Consider the following 12,279-nt stretch of genomic DNA (forward strand, 5'->3'; position numbering starts at 1 on the left):
ATGCCAAAAAATGTTTTAAAGGTTGTGCTTTTACTATCTGGATTTCTAGTCCTGCAGGCTTGTAGTGTAAAGAAATTTATTCCGGAAGATGAATTGTTATACACTGGTGCAGACTTAAAATTACAAACAGAAGAAGAAATTGAAAACCGAAAAGCACTTCAATCTGAACTTGAAGCGCTTTTGATGCCGAGTCCTAATAGCAAATTTCTAGGTTCGAGAATTGGTCTATACTTTCACTATAAAGCACAGCAGGAGAATCCCGGGTTCATTAATCGCTTTTTAAATAAGCAGCTTGGGCAGGAGCCGGTATATCTCTCTGACGCCGATCCTTTTCAAACAGAAGATCTTTTAAAGAATCGGCTGGAGAACCGCGGGTATTTCTACAGCAGGGTGAGCCACAGTGTACAGGAAAATGATTCAGAAAAAACGGCAAATATAACATATAACGCAGTCCTGCCGGCAAATCCTTATATTCTGGCCCAATACCAAATGGAGTCCGATAGTATTCAGTTATACCGAGCAATAGAGAACAGCTTTTCTGAGTCGCTTCTGAAGGAGAATGAGCCCTTTAATCTTTCTGTTATGAAAGCTGAACGGGAAAGGATCGACAATTACCTGAAGGCCCGAGGTTACTACAATTTTAGTCCTAATTTTCTCATTTTTGAAGCCGATACAAATCAGTATGACAGAAAGAAATTCGATCTTTTTCTACGGCTCAAGGAAGATGTGCCCAATGCGGGGGTGAAACCTTATATTATAGAGCACGTCAACATCTATCCAAACTATAGCGTAGATACAGATTCTGTGGCTCGAGATACTACCAGGTTCAACAACAGAAATTATATTCAGAACGAAGTTTTCTTTGAACCAGAGAAACTTGATCCCTTCGTGCTTCTTGAAGAAGGTGAATTATATAATCCACAGAAATCGGGGAGAACCAGCAGGAGATTAACCTCCATTGGTGCATACAAATTTGTGAATATTCGGTACGATGAAATAGATTCTTTAAGCACAGATAGCTTAGGATATCTTGAAGCCAATATCTTTTTGTCGCCCATGAATAAAAGGGCTATTCGATTGGAGTTACAAGCAGTTACTAAGTCTAACAATTTTGCAGGGCCTCACCTGGCAGTGACCTATACTAACCGAAATCTCTTCGAAGGAGGAGAAATTTTAAGCTTATCGGCCAAGGCTGGTTATGAAACTCAGCTTTCCAGTGAAAGTGGTTCGGGGCAAACCAGTATTGTGCTGGGGGTGGATTCAGATCTTATTTTTCCGAGGATGCTTTTCCCAATTTTTGAAATTAAAAGTAACTGGTTCCAGTATTCCATTCCTAAGACAAAGATCGGGCTGGGTTTTGAGTACCTGGATCGAAGTAATCTTTTTAGCCTGTTCTCGGTCAATGGCAGCTTTGGATACCTCTGGAAAGCTAACCGCTTTGTAACCCATGAACTAAATCCTTTTTCTGTCACTTACACTCAGTTAAGTCAGAAAACAGCCGAGTTTGAGGATATTCTAAAATCCAATCCCTTTCTAAAAAGCAGTTTTGACCAGCAGTTTATTGCGGGATTGACCTATTCTTTTATTTACAATGAAATGATCGACGAACTGGATCGTCACCAGTTTTTTGTAAACGCAAATATTGATGTGGCCGGAAACATTCTGGATATGCTAAGTAGTGGCGAACCACCGAGAAAATTCCTTGGACTCACTTACGCTCAATACGCAAAATTTGACACAGATCTTCGTTACCATTTTAAACTTTCCCCAGAGCATGTGATCGCTACCCGCTTATTTGGTGGCATTGGATTACCCTATGGAAATTCGGAGGTTATGCCCTTTAGCAGGCAATTTTATTCTGGAGGTCCATATAGCGTCCGAGCCTTTCAAATAAGGTCTTTAGGCCCGGGCTCATACTCTCCGCCCGCAGCAGAAGATGGTATCCCATATTATGACCGAATGGGAAATATAAGGTTGGAAGCAAATGTTGAATACAGGTTCCCTTTATATCAGTTTTTAAAAGGTGCAGTCTTTGCCGATGCTGGTAACGTTTGGAACACAGAAAGTAATTACGCACCGGTAGATGATGAGCAGGAAGAAGATCTCACTCCCGCCCAAATAGAGCAGCAACGGCTCCTTCTTGAAAAGGGCACCTTTGGATCAGATTTTCTCGATGAGATGGCAGTGGGCGTTGGTGCAGGTTTAAGAATAGATATCCAGAGTTTTGTAATAAGATTTGATCTTGGAATCCCTGTGCATACGCCGTATTTTGAAGAAGGTCAACGCTGGGAATTCAGATTAAAAGATCCTGTCTTTAACTTTGCCATTGGCTATCCTTTCTAATGCTGCATTTTAGGGCCAAAGCAAAGATCACCGGCATCTCCAAGCCCCGGTACGATATAACCTCTTTCATCTAAATTTTCATCAATTGCGGCAATCCATAAATGCGAATTTTCAGGAAAGACCTCTTGCAGGTATTCAATTCCCTCACGAGCACCAATGACCGAAACCAGGTGGATCACCTTTGGCTCTCCCATTTTTTTTAGTGCTCCCAGCACATTTACAAAAGACCTTCCAGTAGCCAGCATAGGATCTGCAAGAATAAGAGTTTTATCTTTAAGTGATGGAGAAGCTAAATACTCTACAAGAATTTCAAACTCCTCATCATCATTGGGATGATGCCGGTATGCCGATATGAAGGAATTATCTGCATTGTCAAAAACATTGAGGATCCCGGTATGCAGTGGAAGCCCCGCCCTTAGTATCGAGCAAATAACAAGGTCTTCATCAATTTCTGAAATTGTTGCAGTGCCTAAAGGCGTTTCAACTTTCTTCTCGGAATAATCCAGACTTTTGCTTAGTTCAAAAGCTAAGATCTCCCCCAGTCTTTCCACATTTCTTCTGAATCGCATCCGGTCATTTTGAACAGAAGTATCGCGAAGTTGGGAAATGAAAGTGTTGGCTACTGAATTTTTTTCAAGAAGATGATGGACCTGCATAAAGTTTAGTCTGAAGTTTCAATGTGTAAAGTTAAATATTTTGGAGCAAAAGCTCTCCTATCAAAAAAATCCAGAAATCAAGCCCCTGCTATACCAGAAGGAAAGCTCTTGAATTTATACCTCTCAAAAATGTGCTTTTTATTTCTTATTTTTAAGGAACTGTGAATTAAGTGATTGTAGAAAAACGGCAAGAAAATGGAAGAAAGAGAAAAATTTTTAAGGGAGGTGATCAGGGCATATACTGAAGGGGATTCAAAATTTTTTATGGATCATATTACTGATGATATATGCTGGGAAATAGTAGGTGAGAGGTATATTGGGGGAAAAAGCGAATTTCAGGAAGTACTTGAACAGATGCAGGAAATGCCATCTATGGAAATTGACGTGGAGAACATTATCATCAATGACCATTATGGAATCGTTGAAGGAGTAGTAAAAAGCAGAAACAGATTGGGCCAGAAAAAGCACTTCGGATTCTGTGATATCTATAGATTTAAAGAAGGTACTCACCCTGCAATTCAGAACATTAAATCTTATGTCATCGACATAAGCAGACATATGCAGTATAAGGAGCAATGTTAATAGAAGTCTGTCTGAAAAGTAGTTAGCAAGTTATCCTGAATTTATTTCAGGATCATATTTTTTGAAAATCACTATAAACTGAAAGCTGTAACGAGTTCAGCTTTATGAATAGAACTTTTCAGACAGCCTCATAATTCTATTATTCGCTACCTTTATTTCGCGTTTTTTCTGAAGGGTCTTTATATTTTTCAGCTTTTTCACCTTTATAAACAGTTTCTGTCTGTGACTCAATATTATCGTTCGAATTCGCAGATTCCTTAGGTTTTCTTTCCTTCTCAACATCCTGTGGCTTACTTCTGGTAGGGAAGACCTTTCTATCATCTTCACCCGGAATGTCAAGATCTGCACCGGCATAATCTATGGGTTGATCTCTTTCTTCAAAATATTCTCCCTTTTTCTCGTCCTGGCTTTGGTTGTTCAGGATCTGCTTGTCATGATCTGTGATATTAGAGTTGTAATCAGATTTTTGGTCATTTTTGCGATCCCGCTCATTTCCTTTTGGTTGTTCTTCTTTCTTTGTCATAATCTGGTTTTTGTTTTAAATTACAGATTATCTGCATTTTATCCAGAAGTTCGCGGTTAAAATGCAGTTAATTTTTATAGCCTATCATTTTTTTTAAACCAGTTCAGAAAATTGGTTGAATTTTTGATATATTCATCCGGAAGAACCTTTGTACATGAGAGCTTTTAGTCTTTTCCTTATTTTCTTAATAACTGCTGCGGGCTATGCCCAGGTCGATAATCCCACTGCGCCAGTGAAGGCTCCTGGAGAATTAATGGCTCCAAAAACAGGAGCTGAATCTTCATCTTACCTTAAAACTTCCGGCAATCATAGCTTGAGTACAAAAAAAGGAATTTTCAGCAATGAAAGTGAATCGGTGAAATTAGGAGAAAAGGAAGAGAAATCCTTCAGCATGAGAACAGATCAGAATGGTCTTATGACCTTTAAAGGAAAGGACTTTACACCAAAAGCTTTTACCAAAGACAAAGAGACCCGGGAGGAATTCCGCAGGGACCAGTATCTGGGAGATTTTAAGACCACTGGCGTTTTTGTAGAACTTTACTGCAGAGACCATGAATATGTTGATGGAGATAAGGTAAAGATCATTGTAAATGGTATTGTGATCAATCCAAACATGTCTCTGGGAGCAAGTTACACTCCTATAATGGTGAGATTGGACAATGGTCTCAACAATATTGAATTTGAAGCCTTGAACCAGGGCACCTCCGGCCCTAATACTGCCGAATTGCGGGTTTATGATGATCAGGGTAGGGAAGTGGTTCGAAAGGAGTGGAATCTGCTAACCGGGGCAAAGGCGAACCTTGTGGTTGTCAAGCAATAGAATTAGGCGTTCCCCTGAAACAGGTTGTAAATGTTAAATCCGAAAAGTATTAGGATTGAAATTAAAGCTATGACCGTGGGAACAGGAATGTTTCCTACGTTTAACCTTATGTAAAAGGGCGGTTTTTCATTTGTTTCTTTTCTTTTCTTGTATCTCAGATTCAATAATGCCAAGTTGACCATTCCAAAGACGATAAATATAAAGATGTTACTAATGCTGGCCACTATCTTTAAATTGCCAATTAAACCAAATGCTACAGCCACAATACTTATGGCGAGAATTGCATAATTTGGAGCATTCCCAATTCCCGATATTGTTGTGAATTTCTTGAGCCATTTCTTTTCACTATCTCTGGCTACATCATATACAAGGCGGGATGTTCCAAGAATATTACTTAAAATTGTTTTACTCGTTGCAAACAGGGCGATCACTACCAGGGCAGTGGCGCCAATAGTTCCAAGTTTTGTCTCTATGACTGCGGCTAATGGTCCGTTTGAATTGGAAAGGTTTTCCCAATCCAGGACACTAACAGCACTTATAGCTATAAGCACGTAGATAACGAGAACTGTAAGACCGCTCATGATGACGGCCCGTGGCATATTCTTCTTTGGTTCTTTTGTTTCTTCGGCCATCTTGACCAGGTCTTCAAAGCCAATGTAGCTAAAGAAGATCAACGCGCCTCCGGCTAAAATACCACTCCAGCCATTCTCATTTACCTGTAAAAGGTTTACAGTACCCCAATTGGGTACACTTACCACTACCACTGCTAAAAGCCCAATCAAAGTCACAATGGTAGCAAAGCCATTATAATAGGAGCTGTATTTTGCTCCTACAATATTTACAAGAGCCATGAAACCAATGATCCCTATGATGATGAGACGCGATGGGAAGTTAATGAGACGACTAAGATAATCTGAAAAACTAATGGCAATGGCCGCGGCTGCTACGATTCCGGTAAAGGCCATGAAAATCGACATTCCAAAGGCTGTTTTTCGACCTAAACCTTGTTTTATATATTCGAAACTTCCGCCGGAATCGGGATACCTGCTTACAAATTCGGCATATGATAAGCCGGTAAGCAAGGCAACTACTGCAGCTATAACGAAACTTAACCATAGCAGGTTTCCACTAAGTCCCGCAGCTTTACCAATGATCGCATATATTCCGGCTCCAACAATTCCGCCTACTCCAAACATGAGTACATCCCAAAATCCCAAACTTCGCTTTAGTCCCTTTTTTCCCATAGTATATTTATGTTGCGCATAAACAATATAATTTTTCAGATTATTCCCCAAAGACGTTTAACAGGATCTATAGAAAACCCTAACAAATTTTAAAATCCTGCCTGTAGGAGTAAGGAACATCAGAGTTATGAGGGTCAATGATTTTTTTTGTAATTTCAGAAGAAAATAACCCGATGAAAAAAGTACTGATTGCCATAGATTATCATCCTGTCTCCGAAAAAGTAGCAGATGCCGGTTATGAACTCGCCCGGAATCTAAATGCCGAAGTCTGTCTTTTACATGTTCTGGATGATGTTGGCTTCTACGGAACACAGTATCCTACTTTTATGGGATATGACGGTTATACCGGGATGGGGCCCGACTTTGATGTTGCCATGGAAATGAGAAATGTAGCTGAAGAATTCATGCTGAAGGCAAAGAGCCATCTCCAGGATGAAAAGGTAGAAACGCATCTCGCCGAAGGAGATACTACCAAAACCATACTTTCTTTTGCTGAAGAATGGGGAGCAAATGTTCTGGTGATGGGAACGCACAGCCATTCTGTACTGGAAAAACTTCTTTTAGGAACGGTGGCTGAGAAAATTCTTGAAAAAACTTCGATCCCCGTTTACCTCGTTCCTGTAAAAAAGTAGCAATTGAAATAAAATTGATGTACCTTGTGGTAATCAACTAAAAATCAGTAATATGTGACAGTTTGCTGAGTAGTGAAATTCCCCTTTTGTAAATAACCTTAATTTATATGATATGAAAAACTGGGAATTTTTAAAGAGCTCGTTGATTGCAGGAGCGTTGTTACTCTTCATTACCGGAGTAAACGCACAGGAAAGCAGCGAATCTGTTGTTCGAACTGCAAACGACAAAGAACTACAATGGGGGCCATGTCCCGAATTTATGCCCAAAGGTTGCCAAATTGCAATTCTGAATGGGAATCCAGCCAGAGAAAATTCAGATATACTTTTCAAGGTACCGGCAAATTCTGCGATTCCTAATCACAATCACACTTCAGCAGAAAGGATAATCCTGCTCTCGGGTGAAATGGACATCACTTATGAAGGTGAAAAAACGCAAACCCTTAAAACTGGATCTTATGCTTATGGCCCGGCCAAGAAGCCGCACATAGCAAAATGTGGAAGTGCTGGAGAATGCATATTATTTATAGCTTTTGAAGAGCCAGTTGATGCTTTTGCCATTCAAAAATGACATTTTTCAGAATAATTTAAAAAGCAGGAACTGTAAAAAATAATTCTTTCGGGAGGAGGTCGACTTCTTGTGCGAAAAAGACAAAAAGAAATCATAACTTTGTGTCTTACTGCAGCTCTGAATAATTTTAGGTAAATCTTCTTTCCTGATCTTTTTCCAAACTTTCTTTTAGAACTTCAGGTAAAATTTTTATATTCATTTAAAATCACAAGTAAAGACCGAATGGCGAAATCACAACAAACGTACAACAAAACTGAAAAAGAAAAGAAGCGCTTAAAGAAGCGTGAAGAGAAGAAGAAGAAAAAAGAGGAGAGAAAAGCAAGTGGAGAAAGCGCTTCCGAATTTGCTTATGTAGATGAGTATGGAAACCTAACCGATACGCCACCAGATCCTTCAAGGAAGATAGAAGTTGATGCCGAGAGCATTGAAATAGGAATTCCAAAGAAAGAAGATTCAGACGAAGAAGTGGATTTCAGCAAAGAAGGAAAGGTATCTTTCTTCGATCATTCAAAAGGTTTTGGTTTTATCCTGGACAGCAAAACTCAGGAAAAATATTTTGTACATGTTAGTGGGCTTATAGACGACATTGAAGAAAATGACAAAGTAACTTTTGAACTGGAACGTGGCCAAAAAGGCATGAACGCGGTGAGAGTTAAAAAACTATAGACCTTTTTGAGAATAAATAAGAAAGCCGGCACATCGCCGGCTTTCTTATTTATTTGTAGGACCAACTATCCTTTGAGCCAGGCGTGGCGCAATTCCATTTGCTCTCCGTCGGCATTCATCTTTTCTACTAGTCTGAAACCTGTAGACATAGGTTCAATGATCTTTCCGGAAATCTCCTGTTCTGTTCCATTTCGGCTAATGACAAGTTTGATTTCATCTCCTACAGTCCATTTTACTGAGTCTGAGATGAGATCATAAATGTTCTGAACAGTATAGGTTTTCCCATTGATGCTCTTTATTACATCTCCTCCTTTTAGATCTAATTCAGAGAAAAAAGTGCTAAGCTCAATGTCGTTTCTAATAACAATCTCACCCGATGCATTTACCGTTATGAAAGGGGTTGACTGATCTTTTAGAAAATAATCAACAGGGATCTCACCCTCTCTGAGTTCCAGACCAACTTTTTCAAAAAATTCGTTATATGGGATTGGGGTGGTGCCAACAACATAGGTTTGAAAGAATTCACCAATTTCAGGATATGAAAGTTCGGTTATTACATCAAACAATTCATTGTCATTGAAAGGTTTGTTCTTTCCATAACGCTCAGTCAACTGCTTCATAAGATCCAACAGCCCCATGTCACCGTTACTAAGTTCTCTCAATTTAATGTCTAGCGCCATACCAATAAGCGCGCCTTTAAGGTAAACATTGTAGTAGCTGTCCTGATATTGTTCTTCCAGTATATTTTTGCTCATCACCGTAAAGGACATACTGTCGTCAAAGGCTTTAGAGGTGGTGATCTTTTCATTGATACGATCGTAAAAATCCTGGTTGGAGATCAATCCCTGGTTGACCTGAAAAAGATTGGCAAAATATTCGGTAACACCTTCATATAACCACAGGTGTTGAGACATCTTTGGGTCGTTGTAATCAAAGTAATGTACCTCGTTGGAATGTACTCCCAGCGGAGTTAAAATGTGAAAGAATTCATGGGAAACGATGTCTGTAAGTGATGATTCTAAAGCCTCTCTGGTCATTGTTTCGGGCATTACCACAACAGTTGATGTATGATGTTCTAAAGCTCCGAAATTCCCTGCATCTCCTTCTCCAGGGGTCGCCGACAGGTATAATAGAATGGCATATTTATTTGTTTCGTCGATTTCTCCCAAGAACCTTTTTTGGGCGTTCACCATTTTTTCCATGGCTGGTTTGAAATCGGCAGCGCTAAAGGCATTTGTTGGAGAATAGACGTGAAGAAGCACATCCATATTTTCTACTTTAAAACTGGCAGTATCGGGTGCTGCATACATGATTGGATTATCGGTGACTTCAAAATACCGGTTCAAAGCAAAAATGTCTCTTTTTTGACCTGCTTCTTCCTTGGTTTCGTCTACAGTAAGAGCACTACCGGCATACAGGTCTGAAGGGCGGATGACCTCCAGTCTATAAGGTTCTTCGGTCATATTCTGGAAGTAACCTACAAATCCGTGGAGGTTGAGCATGAAATTCTTACCGGCAGCGATGTTAGTTCCCGCCATAGAGTAGATGCCGCCTTCACCATCAACATCAAATGTATCGTTCATAAGATAGCTCACCTTATCAAGTTTGGTGGCATTTGAAATTTTCCAGCTATTCTCATCCAGAGCAATTACAGGTAACTCGTTGCCTTTATAATCATAGGCTTTAAAATCTTCTGCGAATTTGCCGTAATTAGAAGTAGAGTAGGTGCCGGGTACAGTTTTAGGGATATAGAAAGTGATTTCTTCCGTGGTAATCACTCCGGGATCAACTGTAATAGATAATTTATCATCTGTGACATTCACGAGATCAAGAATTGCAATTACAGGTTGTTCTTTTGTTCCGGTCCCTTGAGAGGTTTTACAGGATTGAAGGAAAAGACCAATAAGGACTAGATAAAATAATTTTTTCATAAGTATAGTTTGATAATAAATAAGACTTGTAAAGTTAGGAATCGTTACAAATGCAAACCTGAAAATGTTCATAAAAAGTCGATAGAGGCTGCGAAATGTATGTAAGCGTCTGCTTCCTAAGTTCTTTTCGACTAAAATATTAGTTGAAAGCAAGTATCTTTTGCGGAAAATAGAGGCTGATTACATATTTTCTGAGGAGAAATCCTTTTCTTTAGTAAATGGATAAACAGCTTCAAAAGTTACAATACCAGCTGGACGAAATGGAACAGAAGATTCCTTTTTTAAAAAGCAAAGCTCCCGAAATCTCTAAAGCTACGGTAGGCTGGCATCTCGATCATGACCTCAGGGTGATTTTAGCCGTTATTTCGGGACTCGAGAATTCTGAACCTCAGGCTTATAAAAGATCCTTCAGCTGGAAAAAGAAACTGGTTTTTCTTCTGAACAAGATCCCAAGAGGAAAAGCAAGAGCACCACGAAGAGTTATTCCAGATGGAGAAATTTCTGCAGAAGAATTAGAAGACAAGATCAAAACAACTAGAAAGAAATTGAATTCATTTCAAACTCTTCCTGAAAATGCCTTTTTTGAACATCCATTTTTTGGTCATCTGCGAAAAGAAGAAACACCTAAGTTTTTAGTAATTCATACAGAACACCATTTAAAGATCGTGCGGGATATTCTGAAGGACAAATAGTTCTATCTTAATAGATTTGGTGAGAGCGACAGTTAAGTGTAGGATCGGCTAATGAATTACATAAAGGGATCCTCCATTTACATATATCTACTTTTGCACTATAATTTATATTATGTAAAATAGGGTAATTTGAAATCGTACTATTGCAAGATCATCCCGGGCTACTGAATTCTCCTTTACCTTTCCTCGTTCTGTTAAGTTCTGAACGTAAAACTTCCCTCACCACCCATCAAACTTCAGCAACTGGTAACTTCAGCGATAATGATGTTTTGCTCGTGAAGCTAAATTTTTCAGATTGCAGATTTCCGACACCAACTGCTTCAGTTTTATAAAAATTTATTCTCTCACAATCTTCCCATCGTAATCAATTTGATCACGCTGCGACGAAGTTACTGAAGTACTGGTATTTCCATTCTGAAAGACAGCAATTCGAAAATCCATATATTCACCTTTATGGTTTCCTTTAAAAGTAATGACTGCCTGATTCTTTCCCGGACGTTCCTCTATTTTCAAATCCTGTGGGATTCCCTCATACTTTATGGCTGCTTCGCCTCCATATCCACCCCCGGCATGTCTTTCACCCACAAAAGGAAGGAAAATATCTACGCTATCATTTTCGAATTTGATATGATTAGGGTTACCTATAAGATTAACGCGACCGTATTTTGTGGGATTCGCCCACTGATTTTCGATTTCAAATTCAAGATCTTTCACCTGCTCGAGCATCTGCTGATATTCTGCGGAATTGGCATTACCAACGTCTGTACTTCCACAGGAAAGTAACAGGGCAAAAAGTGTAACAAGAACCAATATGTTTCTCATGATTTTTTCTTTTTAATTTACAAAAAATCTGAATTCCTTCTAACTCCCCCGAACTTCTTTTTTTCGCAACTGTCCTGATCTCTTTGATTTTAAGACTAGTTAAATTCCTCTCAATTAGTAATCTGTTGAGATGATTTGGGAAAAATAAAGAGGACCTTGAAGTATGTATAGATTCCCGAAAGGGTTAAAATAATGCTGATGGAAATTAAAAAAGTTACTGTGTTTGGTGCTGGAAATTTTGGTGCTCGCCTGGCATTTCATATAGCCTTTAATGGTATCGATGTGACCGTATACGATCGTGATTATGGTCTTCTTGAGGAAGCAAGGACAAAATTTCGGGAATTTTCAAGTTTCTATGAGGAGAAATACAACATTCCTACCAGCAAGGTTGAGGCCGCTTTGGCTAATATTGCCTATTCTATGGATATTCCTGAGGCTGCAGGAAATGCGCAGTTGATCATCGAGGCCGTTGCTGAAGATCTACACGCCAAGAAAGGCTTCTATGAGGAGCTGCAACATGCAGCACCCAAAAATGCCATTTTTGGCACAACATCACAAAGCCTGGATCCTGAGATCCTGGCCAAAGCTTCAGGTAAGTCGCAGAAATTCATTTCCCTCCATTTCAATGGAAATCTCGAACAAAAACATGTTCTGGAAATCGTAGCCTTACCGGCAGTAACAAATCAAGTGCTGAATATTGTGTCTCAGTTTTTTGAACAGATTGGTATGGAAGTGAACATAAATCATCTAGAGCAACAGGATTAGATAGAAAGATCCAGCTCAAAGTAATTAGCCATAAA

13 protein-coding genes are annotated in these 12,279 nt (G+C 39.3%); 8 read left to right on the forward strand and 5 right to left on the reverse strand.

The features are described from left to right. Positions 1 to 2,343, forward strand: a complete 2,343-nt coding sequence (gene tamL, locus HC175_RS10510) for a translocation and assembly module lipoprotein TamL (RefSeq protein WP_168138451.1) — start codon at positions 1 to 3, stop codon at positions 2,341 to 2,343. Here the strand turns inward: tamL and upp are convergent. Then, on the reverse strand, positions 2,340 to 2,999 hold the full coding sequence (upp, locus tag HC175_RS10515) for a uracil phosphoribosyltransferase (RefSeq protein ID WP_168138452.1): 660 nt from the start codon (positions 2,997 to 2,999) through the stop codon (positions 2,340 to 2,342). The genes tamL and upp overlap by 4 nt on opposite strands. A gap of 195 nt (positions 3,000 to 3,194) precedes the next feature. On the opposite strand from upp, the gene HC175_RS10520 reads away from it, so the two are divergent. Continuing rightward, complete coding sequence (locus HC175_RS10520; protein ID WP_168138453.1) at positions 3,195 to 3,581, forward strand: nuclear transport factor 2 family protein; 387 nt, start codon at positions 3,195 to 3,197, stop codon at positions 3,579 to 3,581. Between the two features lie 139 nt (positions 3,582 to 3,720). On the opposite strand, the gene HC175_RS10525 is transcribed toward HC175_RS10520, so the two are convergent. Then, on the reverse strand, positions 3,721 to 4,104 hold the full coding sequence (locus tag HC175_RS10525; RefSeq protein WP_168138454.1) for a hypothetical protein: 384 nt from the start codon (positions 4,102 to 4,104) through the stop codon (positions 3,721 to 3,723). Positions 4,105 to 4,258: 154 nt separating this feature from the next. Between HC175_RS10525 and HC175_RS10530 the strand changes: the two genes are divergently transcribed. Continuing rightward, positions 4,259 to 4,924, forward strand: a complete 666-nt coding sequence (locus tag HC175_RS10530) for a hypothetical protein (RefSeq protein WP_168138455.1) — start codon at positions 4,259 to 4,261, stop codon at positions 4,922 to 4,924. 2 nt (positions 4,925 to 4,926) lie between these two features. Here HC175_RS10530 and HC175_RS10535 read toward each other — a convergent pair whose 3' ends face one another. Further along, positions 4,927 to 6,168, reverse strand: a complete 1,242-nt coding sequence (locus tag HC175_RS10535) for an APC family permease (protein WP_168138456.1) — start codon at positions 6,166 to 6,168, stop codon at positions 4,927 to 4,929. A gap of 173 nt (positions 6,169 to 6,341) precedes the next feature. On the opposite strand from HC175_RS10535, the gene HC175_RS10540 reads away from it, so the two are divergent. The 3 genes from HC175_RS10540 (at position 6,342) to HC175_RS10550 (ending at position 8,034) form a co-directional block, all read left to right on the forward strand. Then, positions 6,342 to 6,800, forward strand: a complete 459-nt coding sequence (locus HC175_RS10540; RefSeq protein ID WP_168138457.1) for a universal stress protein — start codon at positions 6,342 to 6,344, stop codon at positions 6,798 to 6,800. A gap of 112 nt (positions 6,801 to 6,912) precedes the next feature. Further along, positions 6,913 to 7,368: a cupin domain-containing protein gene (locus tag HC175_RS10545; protein WP_168138458.1), complete on the forward strand. Its 456-nt coding sequence runs from the start codon at positions 6,913 to 6,915 to the stop codon at positions 7,366 to 7,368. 222 nt (positions 7,369 to 7,590) lie between these two features. After that, a complete protein-coding gene (locus tag HC175_RS10550) occupies positions 7,591 to 8,034 on the forward strand; it encodes a cold-shock protein (protein ID WP_168138459.1) in 444 nt (147 codons plus the stop codon). Between the two features lie 65 nt (positions 8,035 to 8,099). Here the strand turns inward: HC175_RS10550 and HC175_RS10555 are convergent, their stop codons facing one another. Then, complete coding sequence (locus HC175_RS10555) at positions 8,100 to 9,965, reverse strand: M61 family metallopeptidase (protein WP_168138460.1); 1,866 nt, start codon at positions 9,963 to 9,965, stop codon at positions 8,100 to 8,102. 218 nt (positions 9,966 to 10,183) lie between these two features. Here HC175_RS10555 and HC175_RS10560 point away from each other — a divergent pair, with 218 nt between their 5' ends. Next, positions 10,184 to 10,657, forward strand: a complete 474-nt coding sequence (locus HC175_RS10560) for a DUF1569 domain-containing protein (RefSeq protein ID WP_168138461.1) — start codon at positions 10,184 to 10,186, stop codon at positions 10,655 to 10,657. Positions 10,658 to 10,993: 336 nt separating this feature from the next. Here HC175_RS10560 and HC175_RS10565 read toward each other — a convergent pair whose 3' ends face one another. Further along, on the reverse strand, positions 10,994 to 11,479 hold the full coding sequence (locus tag HC175_RS10565) for a DUF4251 domain-containing protein (RefSeq protein ID WP_168138462.1): 486 nt from the start codon (positions 11,477 to 11,479) through the stop codon (positions 10,994 to 10,996). A gap of 198 nt (positions 11,480 to 11,677) precedes the next feature. Between HC175_RS10565 and HC175_RS10570 the strand changes: the two genes are divergently transcribed. After that, entirely contained in the window at positions 11,678 to 12,244 is a 567-nt protein-coding gene (locus HC175_RS10570; protein WP_168138463.1) for a 3-hydroxyacyl-CoA dehydrogenase NAD-binding domain-containing protein, read from the forward strand. Positions 12,245 to 12,279: the final 35 nt, after the last annotated feature.

The organism is Salinimicrobium oceani, from assembly GCF_012037645.1.